The 15,300-nt window shown below is 32.5% G+C and carries 15 protein-coding genes; 2 read left to right on the top strand and 13 right to left on the bottom strand.

What is annotated here, in order from left to right; translation table 11 throughout:
- Window position 1 precedes the first annotated feature (1 nt).
- From CHB62_RS06000 to CHB62_RS05935, 13 genes are all read right to left on the bottom strand, one after another.
- Complete coding sequence (locus tag CHB62_RS06000; protein WP_089366100.1) at window positions 2–1,123, bottom strand: glycosyltransferase; 1,122 nt, start codon at window positions 1,121–1,123, stop codon at window positions 2–4.
- 17 nt (window positions 1,124–1,140) lie between these two features.
- Entirely contained in the window at window positions 1,141–2,109 is a 969-nt protein-coding gene (locus CHB62_RS05995; RefSeq protein ID WP_176414846.1) for a glycosyltransferase, read from the bottom strand.
- A gap of 43 nt (window positions 2,110–2,152) precedes the next feature.
- Entirely contained in the window at window positions 2,153–3,421 is a 1,269-nt protein-coding gene (locus tag CHB62_RS05990) for a nucleotide sugar dehydrogenase (protein ID WP_373272990.1), read from the bottom strand.
- Window positions 3,422–3,435: 14 nt separating this feature from the next.
- Window positions 3,436–4,509, bottom strand: a complete 1,074-nt coding sequence (locus CHB62_RS05985) for a polysaccharide pyruvyl transferase family protein (protein ID WP_089366097.1) — start codon at window positions 4,507–4,509, stop codon at window positions 3,436–3,438.
- Window positions 4,510–4,511: 2 nt separating this feature from the next.
- Window positions 4,512–5,663, bottom strand: a complete 1,152-nt coding sequence (locus CHB62_RS05980) for a Coenzyme F420 hydrogenase/dehydrogenase, beta subunit C-terminal domain (RefSeq protein ID WP_089366096.1) — start codon at window positions 5,661–5,663, stop codon at window positions 4,512–4,514.
- Window positions 5,650–6,795, bottom strand: coding sequence for a TDP-N-acetylfucosamine:lipid II N-acetylfucosaminyltransferase family protein (locus CHB62_RS05975; RefSeq protein WP_089366095.1), 1,146 nt, complete (start codon window positions 6,793–6,795; stop codon window positions 5,650–5,652). The genes CHB62_RS05980 and CHB62_RS05975 overlap by 14 nt, the downstream gene beginning before the upstream one ends.
- Window positions 6,792–8,258, bottom strand: a complete 1,467-nt coding sequence (locus CHB62_RS05970) for a lipopolysaccharide biosynthesis protein (RefSeq protein ID WP_089366094.1) — start codon at window positions 8,256–8,258, stop codon at window positions 6,792–6,794. Before CHB62_RS05970 ends, CHB62_RS05975 begins: the two co-directional genes overlap by 4 nt.
- 58 nt (window positions 8,259–8,316) lie before the next feature.
- A complete protein-coding gene (locus CHB62_RS05965) occupies window positions 8,317–9,270 on the bottom strand; it encodes a hypothetical protein (RefSeq protein ID WP_089366093.1) in 954 nt (317 codons plus the stop codon).
- Entirely contained in the window at window positions 9,267–10,478 is a 1,212-nt protein-coding gene (locus tag CHB62_RS05960; protein ID WP_089366092.1) for an ATP-grasp domain-containing protein, read from the bottom strand. The genes CHB62_RS05965 and CHB62_RS05960 overlap by 4 nt, the downstream gene beginning before the upstream one ends.
- A gap of 207 nt (window positions 10,479–10,685) precedes the next feature.
- The gene (locus CHB62_RS05950; RefSeq protein ID WP_089366091.1) at window positions 10,686–11,159 is read right to left on the bottom strand and encodes a DUF3990 domain-containing protein; all 474 of its coding nucleotides are present in this window, start codon (window positions 11,157–11,159) and stop codon (window positions 10,686–10,688) included.
- Window positions 11,156–11,437, bottom strand: a complete 282-nt coding sequence (locus CHB62_RS05945) for a hypothetical protein (RefSeq protein ID WP_089366090.1) — start codon at window positions 11,435–11,437, stop codon at window positions 11,156–11,158. Before CHB62_RS05945 ends, CHB62_RS05950 begins: the two co-directional genes overlap by 4 nt.
- A 3-nt stretch (window positions 11,438–11,440) precedes the next feature.
- Window positions 11,441–12,553, bottom strand: coding sequence for a DegT/DnrJ/EryC1/StrS family aminotransferase (locus tag CHB62_RS05940; RefSeq protein ID WP_089366089.1), 1,113 nt, complete (start codon window positions 12,551–12,553; stop codon window positions 11,441–11,443).
- Between the two features lie 360 nt (window positions 12,554–12,913).
- Entirely contained in the window at window positions 12,914–13,375 is a 462-nt protein-coding gene (locus CHB62_RS05935; protein ID WP_089366088.1) for a DUF6078 family protein, read from the bottom strand.
- 407 nt (window positions 13,376–13,782) lie between these two features.
- On the opposite strand from CHB62_RS05935, the gene CHB62_RS15465 reads away from it, so the two are divergent.
- Together CHB62_RS15465 and CHB62_RS05925 are read left to right on the top strand one after the other, a co-directional pair.
- Window positions 13,783–14,340 (top strand): hypothetical protein, encoded by a 558-nt coding sequence (locus tag CHB62_RS15465; protein ID WP_089366087.1) that lies wholly within the window; start codon window positions 13,783–13,785, stop codon window positions 14,338–14,340.
- A 197-nt stretch (window positions 14,341–14,537) separates the two neighbouring features.
- Entirely contained in the window at window positions 14,538–15,287 is a 750-nt protein-coding gene (locus CHB62_RS05925) for an outer membrane beta-barrel protein (RefSeq protein ID WP_089366086.1), read from the top strand.
- Window positions 15,288–15,300 lie beyond the last annotated feature (13 nt).

Raw genomic sequence — 15,300 nt, 5'->3', positions numbered from 1 at the left:
GTTATAGAGAATTAAATATTTGTTTAAAATTTCGATATTGCTTTTGAGGAGAATAAATTTCTCTATATTTATAAGCTATATCATCTAACTTTTTCTTTGATGGAGGATTATTTATAACATAGCATATTTGCTTACTAAGTTCCCCAGCATCTTGCGCAGGTTCATAATAAAATAATAAATCCTTTGTAGTATCTAATAATGCTTCACACTTCGAAGATATGACAGGACATCCACACATAGCAGCTTCAATAGGAGTATATCCAAATCCTTCTTTTAAAGATGTTGTTACGAAAAGAGAAGCATCTTGATAAAGTTTTACAAGTTCTGCATTAGAAATATTTTCCAGATGAACAACTCTATGTAATAACCCTTTTTGTTCTAAAAATGGTATGACTTCATTAGTCCAATACTCTGTTGTTTTTCCTACAATTATAATATTCTGCTTTATTTTATCTTTTATCAGATAGAAAGCATTCAAAAAAGTCATTATATTTTTATAGGGTAGTAGCGTATTTACAAATAAAATATAGTTTTTATAAGAGTCTTTCCAATTCTCATTTTTTTTAGCTGATATTTCAACACTATTGTAGATAACTTGGAGCTTATCTAAATTTGTTCTTGGGAAAAATTTTAAAATATCATCCCGTGTAAATTTAGAAATTGATATTATTTTATCAGAGTTAGACAAGAGCTGATGGTAATATATCCAATTTATAATAAAACCAATAGAAAACCTTGTCCTATTATTAATGGACTTCATATCATGTATCACTGTAACCTTTTTTAAGGTTGTTTTTATGGAACTGAATGTTACTAAATCATTTGGTATAAAAAGTATTTGACACCCACTGCATTCTACTGTTCTTTTATATAAACGACAACGTTGAATAAACCTAATAATTCTATTCGAAGACATTTTAGATGTATACGGATTGTATACAATATATTCGAACATAGAATACCTTTGTCTCATATATTCAAAAACTTCATCTAAAACTAAAATATTATATCTACCATATTCCTCTTCTTCTATTGAATCAAGATATCTGAAAATATAAATCGGCAGGCTCTTATATATGTCATTCAAGCGAATAATCGTTGCATCAATTAGTATTCTTTCCATAATTAATTCTAAAGTTGTTATATTTGCAACATTGCCTTTATCAGTATTTCATTATTAAAGATAGGTAATAACAGAGAAGATTTCCATGACAAAGTCCCCCCCTTAATAGGATATATCTTTTTTTCTTTTATCATTTCAAAAATATCCCTTTTAGTATTTTTTGATAATGAATATGGATTGCCAATAAGTAATTTAAGTAGTCCTATTACCATAGAATTGGAACGTTGTATATAATTATTTCTTAAGAATGGAGATTTTAATAACGATGCAACTTGTTTAGTACTATTAGCTATGTAAACTAAACTCTCTATTTTCTTTAATACTTTCTTATAGTCTTTACTTTTGGTTGCAGATGTTACATTATCAAAATAATAGTAACTTATAATATCAGTAAAAATAACACGCTTTGCCAAAGGGTATACTCTCATATTAAATTCAGAATCTTGGCTAATAATTCCGTTTGTAAACCTAATATTATGCTGATTTAAGAAATCTAAAGAAAAAATAGAGGAACATACAGACCAGAAATTAACACCTTTCACTATAGCATCCTCACCTGTCATAACTTTCAATTTAGGCAAATTTTGTTCACTACCCAATTTGTCTCCTACAGGGGTCTGAACAATTAGCTTAAATGAACATATATCTATTAGATTTTTTTCAGCAATTTCCAAAACATTCTTAAGAGTATAAGGAATCAAAAAATCATCACTATCAATAAAAGATACGAATTTCCCATTAGCATTATTTAATGCAATATTTCTAGCCACAGAAGATCCTTGATTTTCTTGTGTAAAGAGTTTTATATTTTTATGTTCATTTGCTATTTTTTGAGCAATGGTAAAACTATTATCCGTAGAGCCATCATTAACCATAATAACTTCAAAATCCTCCTCATATATATCTTGCATATACAGTGTCTGAATGCAACGTTCTAAATATGCTTCTGCATTATAAACAGGAATTATAAAAGACAACTTTATCACGTTAGAATCTATTTTTTATTTAACAAATATTAATAGTTGATTATTATAATCTCGCATCTATTATATCAGGAGAGAGCATTCCTTTTACATCATAAATAACCCCATTCTCATTCAATTTCTTTCTCCAGTTTGTATCAGCAAACTGTTTATGAGATACGGCGAGAATAATTGCATCATATTTCTTATCTTTTGGTAAGACCTCAACAGCTTCAATTCCATATTCCTTCTTCACCCTATCAACATTAGCCCATGGGTCGTAAACAGTAATATTTGAGGTATATTCTGATAGTGTAGAATAGATGTCTACAACTTTCGTATTACGAATATCTGGACAATTTTCTTTAAAGGTGATTCCAAGTATTAAGATATTAGAATCTTTGACGAGTGCACCCTTCTTATTCATCATTTTGATAGTCTGATTTGCAACGTAATCTCCCATACCATCATTCAATCTACGTGCAGCAGACATAATACGTGGCAAAACTCCATAGACCTGTGCCTTTTGAATGAGATAATAAGGGTCTACACTGATACAATGACCACCAACTAAACCTGGATTCAACTTAATGAAATTCCACTTTGAAGCAGCAGCGTCTATCACATCTCTTGTGTCGATACCCATTGCATTAAAGATCTTAGCTAACTCATTCATAAACGCAATATTAACGTCACGTTGAGAGTTTTCAATAATCTTTGAAGCTTCAGCTACTTTTATAGAAGGTGCTTTATGTGTTCCGTTAATAAGAACTGCATTATACACATTATCTACCAAAGCTGCAATTTCAGGAGTAGAACCCGATGTTACCTTTTTAATTTTCTCTACAGTATGCTCCTTATCGCCTGGGTTTATACGCTCAGGAGAATAACCAGCAAAGAAGTCTTTGTTAAATGTTAAGCCAGAAACTTTCTCGACAACTGGTAAACATTCTTCTTCAGTTACACCAGGATACACTGTTGACTCATAAACAACAATATCGCCCTTAGAAATAACTTTACCTACAGTTTCGCTTGCACCCCAGAGAGGCTTCAAGTCTGGACGATTATTTACGTCAACAGGCGTTGGTACAGCTACAACATAAAAATTACAGTCTTTAATATCCTCCAGATTAGTTGTACAGACAAATCCATTTTTCAAAGCAGACTGTAATAACTCATCTGATACTTCTAATGTAGCATCATGACCTGCCATTAACGCATCTACTCGACTCTGATTCATATCAAAACCAACAGTCTTAAACTTGGTTGAGAATAATCTTGCCAAAGGCAAACCAACATAACCTAAGCCAATAACAGCTATTTTAATCTTTTCTATCATATTTTTATTTTTTAATTTAATGCATTATCCAAATATTCTTTAGAATATTGAACCTCCTTTTCTAATTTGTCATTAACGCTAAGAAAATCAATATTATCAAAAGCTGGTTCTTCGTCTGGCTCTAAAAAACGATTATTAAGTCCTAGCTTATTTAGTAAAGATAACAATCGTAAATCGGCATTAGTATTTTGTTTTAAGCAGTAAAACTGTTTATTATACATAAGCGAGAATGCTAAACCATGAAAGGATGTTGTAACTACAAAAGAGGCATTCTTAAAATACCCTATAAACTCACATGGAGACGCCGTTTGAATTCGACCTTTTCTAGGCATCATAGGGTGTGATACTATCTCTATAACTTCTAAATCTAATTTTCTAGCAATTTTAGCAGTAAACGCATTTAATTTGTCCCACTGACCGATTTGATATAAAAGGAGATATTTCTTTTCTTTAGGAGAAATTGCTATTTTGTCAAATATATCTTTCCCTGCCAAAAGAGTTGGATCAACAACCGTAAATACTTTTTTGTTAATTATAGGCTGCAATAAATTTGCTAGAGAACTTTCTCTTACACTAACTTGCTTTAACTTAGGAAGCGCATTCGAAAAAAACTCTTTTTGTTCTTCCGTTAAACTATCAAATCTACTGCTTGCAGCATAAGAAATAATGTCACACTTAGCATTTCCACCAAAATAAACTTTATCAAAATTTCCACCTGTTAAACCAGGATTCCAAATCTGATCACTCCCTAATACCAATGCTTGAAAAGCAGAATAATCATCATCTTTATCATACGGACACAAATCCAAATATTTATTCATAAAATGCTCAAAACCATACCATCGTTTAATTCTTGTCGGTTTAACAATAATCTCTGTAAAAAAACGAATAATACATTTATATGGATTTTTTGACAACCAATTTCTTGGATTAAACTTACGATATGAATTAATTTTATATGGTGGTCTATAATTAATTATATTCACAGAGTTACCTGATGATTTTAGAACTTCTTTTAGGCCAAAAGCTTGTAAAACTGCTCCATAATTATGTGCACATTGAAAAGTAATAATTCCTATTTTCATAATTATTGTTTAAACATTGAAAAAATCTTTGCAATGAAGATTTTTGTTTTATAAATAAATCCCATATCTCCATATTTATAAGCTACATATTTAAATCCTTTTTTATTATAGTCTTTTAGAAAAACATTACGCTTAATATTTGGCTCTACGCTTTTCCTTAAAACATTTTGCATACACTCTTCGGTATTACTTGGTATTATTTCTAAAGAACCTGATACTTCCTCAAATATTTCTTTTCCTATTGACGAGTTAATTAAAACCAAAGAAATTCCTTTATTATCCCTAAATTCTTGATGTGATGTTTTCTCCCAATGCCAGAAATCTCCTAATGAAATATCCCCTACACGTTTTAAATTTGTATAGGGACAATTAAAACAACTCTCTCTTTGGATGTAATGCGAAAAATAGAGATAAAGGTAAGACTCTGTTATAATCCTCTTTTTATTTTTAAAGGTATATGTTTCTATTCCACCTTTCCAGCCTAAGAGCTTATTTCTCATATTTACATTTTGTAAAGAGGAAGAATACTTAATTTCAAGATAATGTAAATAATCCTCCCACACCTTTGGAGCCCCAACGCCATGGCACAATATATCAATAGTTATCAATTTCCCTCTTTTAAGTCTTTCTGTTTGCTTCCTTAAGTTTTCAACTTGGCAAGGTACTCCTGAAAATAAAACAAGCTTATCATTTTTTAATTCATTAATTACATCTAAAAATATACCATCCAAGTTACTCTGTACATATTTAGAGCCCTTTATAGAATTTAACGCCTCTTTCTTTGTTATTTTACAATGACTAATTTTATAGTTTTCAGAATAAGCAACACCATAAACAACACCACCTCTTGCAAGTATTGCTTCTGCAATTGCAGAAAACACACCACCACTTTGACTTTCTCTTAATTTCTTTTCATCTTTAAATCGAGCAGCATATACAAGTGGTTCCTCAAAATCATTAAAACCTTTATAGGACTTTACAAATTGACAATCCTTAAAACATTTACCACAATTTGTACATAGATCATTATTTATTACTGGATATTTGAACCCCAACGCATCTGGGCCCATTTTTACAGCACCAAAAGGACATGAAATTACACATGCTGTACAACCACAACATTCTTTTAATGTCTTATTATCAACTCGTAACATTATCTATCAAATCTATTATCTTATTTAAATTTTCAAAATGTTTTTCTTTAGAATGATATTCTAAATATTTTTTCCTATTATATAGTTTTTCTGCATTCGACAATGTTCGTTCTATTCCCTTTTTTGTTAAATCTTTTTCAATAGTAAAAATTAGAAATCCTAGACGTTTTAAATATTTATATGCGATAGAATCTTCATATAAAAAAACTTTGCAGCCCAACCAAATAGAAGTGTATATACTCCCCATAGCCTGCTGCCGAATATGTCCCATAACAACAACACTACATTCTTGTACGATTTTTGTGTACTCAGAATAAGACAAGAAATCTGTTATAGCTACAAAGTTTGATCCAAAGAACTTTTCACCATATTTCTCTACATTATTTATATAAAATTGGGGACCACTATAACTTAAGAATGAATATACTTTTGTGTTATCTAAATTAAGCTTTGAAATAGACTTATATAAATCTATATGATTATTTGTTGGATTTGCGGAGTTACCGACCTGAATAGCATTACCTCCACAGTAAGGTTGGTTAATATCATCATATGAGACATCATCTATAGAGAAATAATTAAAAACAACCTCTTTAGCTTTGAAATAATGATTTTTCTTCATTAGCATATATTCATCAGGAATAATACCTGAAAAATAATCAATTCTACTTATAGCACGCTTTATTTTTTTATATTTACACAAAGTATCAAATTTTCCATGCAAAATTCTTAACTGATTGAGAAAAGTATCTCTCGAATATCTTTTTGTTAAAGGTTTATAAAGCTTTAATGGAATAAAAGGATTGTGCGAAGGATAAGAATATATATCATATCCCCATGCAAACCAGAAAATCTTTATACTATTGTTTATATAAGGTAAAGTATCCACCAAATTCAATCCATGAAGCATAATAGCATTTATTGAATTTTGGTTGAGATAATCTAAGAACTCAGATTCATGCAATACATCAATACTTGAAACAATTTCTTTTAGATTTTTGAAAGTATATTGTCTATCCTGTGTAATAAAAACGTATTTACAAATCAAATCTGTTCTACTTAAGGAGTTGAATACCTCATATGTACTATTAATAAATTTATTATCTTTTATGACATGTACTAATCTAATCATTTTCTTAAGGAATTAATAATTATTTTTTTTAGTTCTAGAAATTCTACATTTTTTGTTAATTGAAAATAACAATACGAGAGACTAAAAAATAAAACACTTTGCAATATTATTACTAGACCTAACGATATTGATAGTAATGATATACAATAAACAAAAGCAGCAATGAATAACGAAATTACTATGAAAGGAATTATATCTCGAAATTGCTCTTCAAAGGAGTAATTTATAAGTTTTTTAGATTCGTGGGCATTCACGGCAAAGCACAAAAAACTACTTATTACACCACCCCAAAGCATAACTTTAATACCAAAGAAGATACCAATTACAATAGGGAAAATGCCGATGATTTTTTTTATTATTTCAATCTTAAGAAATAAATCAGAACGCCCCATAACTGTCAGCACATTTAGATTTATGGCATGTGCTGGATAAAGTAAAGCCCCTAAACTTATAATCTGAAGATAATCCGCAGCTTGCATCCATTTCTCACCAATAAGAACAACAATTAGTGGTTTTGCCATTGCAGCTAATGCCATACTTCCTAAACAAGATACCAACATCGACATCTTAATAATTTTTTGATATCCATATTTCAGACGCTCTGCGTCATTTTGTATTTTACTTAACGTTGGAAAACTAACACGTTGTACCACTTGCGTTAAAGTATTTGAAAAGAGTCCTGAATAGCTTTGTCCCCGCTGATATTGTCCTAAGTCTGCTGCTGAGTAGAATTTCCCAATAACAATCTGATATAAATTATTATATATTGTATTTAAGAGACTTGATATAAGCATCTTACTACCAAAGCCCCATAAATAGTGAAAACTGGTCTTACTAAAAATAATCTTTATTTTCCATCGACAAAAATAGTTAAATAATATGATTGCTATAAGATATGAAATAAGATTCTGAACAATAAGTGCCCAAACACCATAACCCATTATAGCCATATATATTCCAACACAACCACTTATTATTGCTCTAGAAATAGATATTTTAGTTATTACTTTAAAGTTAATCTCACGTGTAAAGATTATATTTGGAATGGTAAGTAACCCACTAAATAAAATAGGGATACTTGTGACACGTAAAATACTAGTAAGTTGTGATTCTTTATAAAAGATGGCAACATAAGGTGCTGAAAAAAAAAGTAATATGTATATAAATAAACCCATACTACTGCTAAACCAAAATGCAGTAAGTTTATCTTCTTCTGTTAAGTCTGATTTGCGTACCATAGCTTGACCAAAACCGCTATCTGTAAAGACTGTAGCTATTGCTGTAAAAATAGTAACCATACCTATTAATCCATACTCTGATGGTTCAAGCAAACGGGCTAAAACAATTCCCACAATAAAACTAATACCTAAGGATCCCACTTGATCCACAAAGGTCCACTTGACACCATTTATAGCTTTCTCCTTCAAAGAGCTCTCTTCTGTTGATATCTTATCTTTACACATACTTTGGCATAATCAAAATATAAAAATCAAATAATAATGCAAGGTTATTATTCCCATACTATACGTATTTAATGATACTTTCCATATCATCTCTCCCATATCTTTGATCAATAGGTAGAGGTATTAATTCTTTAACAAGTTGACATTCTATAGAATCAGATGTAGCCCACTTCATAACATTCGGCCAATATGTTGCTATATAAACTTTATTTTTTATTAGTAGTTCTCTTAGTTGTCTATTTATACCCCACATAGGATAAATCATTGGAACAGCAAGACTATCTAAATTGATTTCGACAATGTTTTTTTCTTTCAATGCATCATTGAGTAATAAAAAATTCTTCCTCCGTTTTTCTACGATTTTTTTATAGTCAATTGATTTCAGTATATTCTCACTGATTTTTGACATTTTTCTTATCCCTGAAGAATCTAATAAGTTTTCACTTATATGATACTCTTCAAACGCTTTTTCAGCTGATATATCAAGCCGATTAAGCAGATATAACATCCTCGAAGATGAATAGTCTTGCGGAATATCAAAATCAGCCTCTTTATCAGTATAAAGATAAGCCCCATCGGCAACGCCAAAGAACTTTCTACAAGTATAAAAAGTGTCAATTTCTGGAAGCGGTCGACTAAAAAAGGCCTGTGTATTATCTATTATGATGTTAGGGGCATACCTATCAGTAACTATTTTTACATACTCATCCATTAAACCAAAATAGTTACAATATAAAATAACTTCATCTTTTTTAGGATGTAATACTTCCGCTATATGAAAATATTTATCTATGTGATAAAATTGATAGTCTAACCCTAATTTATTAATTGGTTGTAAGACAGCATCACACATATAATATGGTAAATATACTTTCGTGTACTTTTTTACTCTTAAGACATACTCTAAACAATAACGTCCAGTATTTAATCTTATAGCATCACGATGATATTCTCCATATTCATTATATGGCAACTCTAACGAGAAATATCCACCAATAGCTTTTTGTCTCATAATACAATAATTTTGATCCACCTTTCCTGATTAGACAAGCAATATGTCATTTCCTCATTAGTATTAAATCTTAAAACTAATGTTCCTATTGTTGTATTAGCTCCCGTAAAACCTTGCACTTTATCTCCTGCTTTTACCCAGATATCTTTCTCTATAAGAAAACGTTCTTCTACCGTTTTATCTATCTCTATACTCTGAAAAACACCGTCTCTTTCAGAATGTAAGATGATTTCTGCCCAATATCCATCATACTCTGGCTGATGGATTTCGTCTATAGAATCACCAACAGCAGCACGAACACAGTTATCTATGAGGTCTTGACCTGAGATATACTTCATCATCTCTGATAGTCTGTTGCCTCCACCTCGAGGAGCAAGCTCCATTATATATGGCTTGCCATTCTTACATAGACGTGTTTCAATATTATAAACTCCTGTTTTAACATTAAGCAATGACATCAAACGCTGTAATTCACTCATCAATTCTTCTTGTGCCCATTGCGGAATCGTTGATGGCCAAGTATAAGCAGCTGGAGTATAAGGATTAAGTGCTTTAGTATCAAATAATTGATCATCGAACGAACAGAACACCAACTTACCATCTATGCTAAACCCATCACAATCAGAAGAATTACCTTCTTTCTCTAAGAAATCTTCTATAATGAAATTCCCATTATGACTTTCACTCAGAGCATAATCAATAGCTGAGGAGAGTTGCCCTAGTTCATCGACACGCGTAACCCCTTTGCTTCCTGCAGAATCAACTGGTTTGACAATAATAGGCCAGTTATAATATGCTATATCAGCAAGAGCTTCTTCTTTTGAGGAATAACCCTTTGCATTGGGTACATTGAAATCATTATCTTTTAAGAACTGACGAAATCGTGACTTATCCTGTAAGATACAAGCAGAATCATAAGAACATTGAAAGCTAAGTCCCATCTTTTCAGCTACATACGCAGCTGTTACTACACCAGGGTCTACACCAAAAGATAATATTCCATCTATATTAAGTTCCTGTGCTAATTGCAAAACCGCATCTTTGTCAAGAATACTGACATTATGAAACTCATCCGAGTATTGATGAGCAATATTTTCAGGAACATAATCCACGGTAATGACATAGTAACCATGACGATGTGCTGCTTCTATAACAGGTAGGAGATAACGAATACCTCCGAGAAGCATCAGTTTTTTTTGTTTGTTCATTATGCTTGTAAGGCTTGATTATACTCTGCAATAAAATCGTTTAAAACATATAAGCTTCCTTGATTCCGATAAAGTTTATCAGTAAGAAGCGCATGATAAGTCTTTGACAATAGAACTAATTCCATTGCGTCCCCATAAGTACAACGTTTCTTATTAATTAAATAAGACATCATTGTATTTAGATGAAGGATTATTAAACTGTCATTATCAACTCTTTGTTTCATACTTTAAAAGTTTCAATGCCATATCTGTTTTGAAGCAATACTGAATAGAAGAGAACTTTCTTAAAGATAATTTTTTTGCCAAGTTTTCCCACTCTTCATTTGTTTTATTTCCATGCTCTAATTCTTGAAATAACACTTCAATACCATTATCAGCTATTGGTCCAATTACTAAATCATATCTATTACTTTTACATTTTCCTCTCCGATTGTTATAAATAAACTTTGCCCATTCTTTATCCGCTTTATTGAAACGTTTAATTCGCAACTTACATGTATTTATGTCAGATAGAACGATATCGAAAATCAAAACATGATGATTAGGTGAAAACTTTTTCCAATCTTTTGCCAATTTTATTTCTGAAGATAGATAAAACCCCTTCCCAAAATCAGTCATTGGTTTACACATAACGATATTAGGGATTTCGAATTCTTCAGAGGTGCCATGGTATAGTTTCATAAGCAAGGCTTTAAAGCTCTATATATACTCTTTGCAATATAATCTATTCCACGCTCTCTTCGCACTCTATATGAATTTTCTAAAAGAGAAGAAAGATCATGTTCTTTAATTAGTTTAATAGTCTTATCTAATGGTAACCGTAACAATTTTGCAACACATAAAACAACCTTTGTCATATATTCTATACGTTCCTCTCTCATACCACTTTTCGCAGTTGAAGCAGAAAAAGCTGTCAAACTTCCTTGCTCTGTATATAGAATATCATTTATTTTTTCCATCCCTTAGCTTTTTGAAATTACCATTATAATTTTATCTATTTCCGCCTCAGTTAGTGCATGATGCATAGGTAGACATATAACTGTGTCAGCCATCATGTGTGCATTAGGCAGATTTTCAGGGCGAGAGCTCTCCAAACCACGATATGTAGAAAACTCACTGATAAGTGGATAGAAATATCGACGTCCCCATACACCTTGGTCTTTCATCTTCATATAAAGCTCATCACGTGTCATGCCATACTTCTCTGCATCAACAAAAATTGGGAAGTAACTGTAGTTATGACGAACACCAGGCATATCATCCCAAAAAGAAATACCATCAACATTCCGTAGAGCCTCTCGATAAGCTACTGCCACCTTCTGTCTCGCTGCAATAGCAGCATCAACTTGCTTTAGGTTTAATAAGCCATAAGCTGAACGAATCTCATCCATCTTGCTATTGATACCAGGACCAACCACCTCAACTTCATTAGCAAAACCAAAGTTCTTCAAATAATCTATGCGTTGCTTGGTCTTTTCATCATGCATCACCATTGCACCACCTTCAATTGTATTAAATACCTTTGTGGCGTGAAAACTCAGTGTACTCATATCACCAGCATTCAACAAACTTTCCCCATTCACTTCAACACCAAAGGCATGTGCTGCATCATATATCACTTTCAAACCATATTTATCTGCTATTGATTGAATAGCTTCTGTATCGCATGGTTTACCATACACATGAACAGGAAGGATAGCTGTTGTACGTGGTGTTATTGCTGCCTCTATCCTTTGGGGATCTATATTGCCTGTAGATGGATCAATATCAACAAATACAGGCTTGATACCATTCCACCATAGGCCATGAGTTGTTGCAACAAAACTATAAGGTGTCGTTATAACTTCACCTGTTATACGCAAAGCTTGGAGAGCTGTTAGCAACGGTAAAGTTCCATTTGTGAACAAGCTAACGTATGGGACTTTTAGATATTCAGCTAAAGCAGCTTCTAATTTCTGATGAAACTGTCCATTATTTGTTATCCACTTACTCTCCCAGATTTCTTTAAGAGATTCTGTAAACTCATCAAGATTTGGTAACAATGGTGATGTTACTGTTATAATATCTTTATTCATAGTTCTACAATCTATATATATAAAAGGCAAATTGTAATAGCTATATTATAATCTTAAAATACTTTTATTTTAGATAATTCAATTTCTATATAGTTAAAACCGTTTGAAGCCAAGTCTACAAATTAGGACTTTTTCTGCATTAATAATAAGCACCTGTATTTTAACTATAAGAAAGTTGTCTAAAGATAAATCCGAGATTTGCGGACATATTGTCCGAGACCTCCGGACAACATGTCCGGAGTATCCGGAATAATTGTCCGGGGATGTCGGAAAGACTGTCCGGAGCTGCCGGACAAAACTATAAGAGCATTATTACCATGCTTAAATGAATAGAACATTAAATTAAAACAGAGTCAATACCTACTCATAAAAGACTATTGACTTGAATGTTCTTTCGTATTTAGGCTCGTTGTAGCCATACTCCATAAATAACGCTTTCACATCGTCTGCCATCGACTGCGTATAAAGATAACCTCTTTCTGCATTGCCATAACGATAGAAATTACTTCGTCCTCGGAAATATGAATAGACTTCATTGCGAAGAGAGGGTAAGTCCTTGCGTCTTACCTCATCAAAGAAATGAGTGAAACCAGCATAACAAGTGACAAGTCTCTTTGCATGAAACATTCTGCAACAACCATTGATAAGGTTTTCGGGCATAAGTGCCGAGGGAAAGATTGCATCTCCCCATGTATTGGAAGCTGGTTGTAACTTGAAATATAAATGGTGAAGACAATCTTCTCTCACTGCACAATTCTCAAGGAAGCAAGCTTCATAACGCTTTGGGAAAGTGTCTAAGCTCAGCAATTCGTTTGTTTCCATTGGTTATTCATAATATTAAGATACTCTTAGATTAGATAAGGAAAAGAGAACAAAACAAAGAAGACGTAGATACCGATTAAAGCTGAAAAAAGAAATATCATCTCCTCCCTACAAACAATGAATAGCTTGCAGGCTGACAACTATCACGGTTCCTCCACATAAGAACGAATGGGCAAAAACAAATAGACGTGGTACAGTAACAATCGTTAGTTAAACAACAAAAACTGTGCTGGTCAATTCAGTAGATGCTTCGTTCGCAGAATCATTCTGTTAATAGTTCTAATTTCCTTTATTATGGGTACAAAATTAAATAAAAAAAATGAGAAAAGAAAGAATATTAATAGAATATTTGTTAGTATGCGATATAAAACACCCTCATCTCCCAACCCCTTTCGAACTAACAAGCAATGGAGAGACAGAATGAGTATACTTCACATAGACAGAATGACATAGAGACATATTCTTTAAGGGCATATTGTAAGCGGAGACAGAATGACATAGAGACATATTCTTCAAGGACATATTGTAAGCGGAGACAGAATGACATAGAAACATATTCTTTAAGGGCATATTGTAAGCGGAGACAGAATGACATAGAGACATATTCTTTAAGGGCATATTGTAAGCGAAGACAGAATGACATAGAGACATATTCTTTAAGGGCATATTGTAAGCGGAGACAGAATGACATAGAGACATATTCTTCAAGGACATATTGTAAGCGGGGACAGAATGACATAGAGACATATTCTTCAAGGACATATTGTAAGCGGAGACAGAATGACATAGAGACATATTCTTCAAGGACATATTGTAAGCGGAGACAGAATGACATAGAGACATATTCTTCAAGGACATATTGTAAGCACAGACAGAATGACATAAAGACATATTCTTCAAGGACATATTGTAAGCGGAGACAGAATGACTCTAAGTCTGCAGTAAGAAACTTAAACAGGGTATAATTCCCCTTTAGGAAGCATAATGACGTACTTAATTCTCGACCACAAACTCAAGATTTAGTATGTCATTAAGAAATATGTCTTTATGTCATTCTGTCTAAACATGCATTCTGTATCTTTATATGTATGAAAAAGCCACAAGATATCAATGGTTTGAAGAAAATTCACTATCTTTGCAACAGAATCAGTTATCCTAAAAAATGAAAAAGATTATATTGATTGCTGCCATCCTTTTAGGGGCATTGACGAACGGACAGGCTCAGGTAATAAACAAGAACGCCGCAAAACGTATTGGAGAAGTTATTAAAGAAGGCTATCAAGACGTTAAAGGAGCTATTGTTCAAGATACCAAACCAACTGGTGAGCATACGGTATGGGATTTATACGCAGCCCCAAAAGTTGGATTAAACTTATCAAACCTCATAGGTGTTGATAACAATTTTAAGTTGGGGGCTGTTGCTGGTGCATACGTTGAAGTCTTCGTGGCTAAAAACCTTGCAATAGACGTTGAAATGCAATATAGCCACCAAGGAGGCTCAGGTATCTATCGTAATATCAACGCCACAGACGACTATGGGAACCCTATTATACAAAAATATGGTCCATACAATATCAATTTGCATTATATCAACACTAACTATATAGTACGTTGGTATCCTTGGGCAGATTTACCATGGAGTTTTACTACTGGAGTACACACTGGATATGTTATCAGTGCACATGCTAAAGAGAAAAATGGAAAAAATATCAATCTGAAGGATCACATATATAAAGGTGACGTAGCTATCCCTATTGGCATCAGCTATGAATGGAAACAGTGGCAGGTAGAGGCACGTTACAACCTATACTTCAGAAAGTTAGCAAGAGATACTGAAGCAAAGGATTTATTAAAGAACGCTCGAAACAGCATGTTAGAAGTAACACTTGGCTACAGGATACAGGTGCTCTGATACCGTCTGAAGA

The sequence above is a fragment of the Prevotella jejuni genome (assembly GCF_900187995.1).
Lineage (GTDB): Bacteria > Bacteroidota > Bacteroidia > Bacteroidales > Bacteroidaceae > Prevotella > Prevotella jejuni.
The sequence above is the reverse complement of the archived record's forward strand: the minus strand, read 5'-3'. Positions and strand labels throughout refer to the sequence as shown.

What these genes read in the sequence shown, in the direction of transcription:
- CHB62_RS06000 (WP_089366100.1), bottom strand. Translation starts at nt 1,123, where the DNA reads ATGGAAAGAATACTAATTGATGCAACGATTATTCGCTTGAATGACATA.
- CHB62_RS05980 (WP_089366096.1), bottom strand. Translation starts at nt 5,663, where the DNA reads ATGTTACGAGTTGATAATAAGACATTAAAAGAATGTTGTGGTTGTACA.
- CHB62_RS15465 (WP_089366087.1), top strand. Translation starts at nt 13,783, where the DNA reads ATGGAGAGACAGAATGAGTATACTTCACATAGACAGAATGACATAGAG.
- CHB62_RS05925 (WP_089366086.1), top strand. Translation starts at nt 14,538, where the DNA reads ATGAAAAAGATTATATTGATTGCTGCCATCCTTTTAGGGGCATTGACG.
- CHB62_RS05985 (WP_089366097.1), bottom strand. Translation starts at nt 4,509, where the DNA reads ATGAAAATAGGAATTATTACTTTTCAATGTGCACATAATTATGGAGCA.
- CHB62_RS05975 (WP_089366095.1), bottom strand. Translation starts at nt 6,795, where the DNA reads ATGATTAGATTAGTACATGTCATAAAAGATAATAAATTTATTAATAGT.
- CHB62_RS05960 (WP_089366092.1), bottom strand. Translation starts at nt 10,478, where the DNA reads ATGAACAAACAAAAAAAACTGATGCTTCTCGGAGGTATTCGTTATCTC.
- CHB62_RS05940 (WP_089366089.1), bottom strand. Translation starts at nt 12,553, where the DNA reads ATGAATAAAGATATTATAACAGTAACATCACCATTGTTACCAAATCTT.
- CHB62_RS05945 (WP_089366090.1), bottom strand. Translation starts at nt 11,437, where the DNA reads ATGGAAAAAATAAATGATATTCTATATACAGAGCAAGGAAGTTTGACA.
- CHB62_RS05965 (WP_089366093.1), bottom strand. Translation starts at nt 9,270, where the DNA reads ATGAGACAAAAAGCTATTGGTGGATATTTCTCGTTAGAGTTGCCATAT.
- CHB62_RS05970 (WP_089366094.1), bottom strand. Translation starts at nt 8,258, where the DNA reads ATGTGTAAAGATAAGATATCAACAGAAGAGAGCTCTTTGAAGGAGAAA.
- CHB62_RS05950 (WP_089366091.1), bottom strand. Translation starts at nt 11,159, where the DNA reads ATGAAACTATACCATGGCACCTCTGAAGAATTCGAAATCCCTAATATC.
- CHB62_RS05935 (WP_089366088.1), bottom strand. Translation starts at nt 13,375, where the DNA reads ATGGAAACAAACGAATTGCTGAGCTTAGACACTTTCCCAAAGCGTTAT.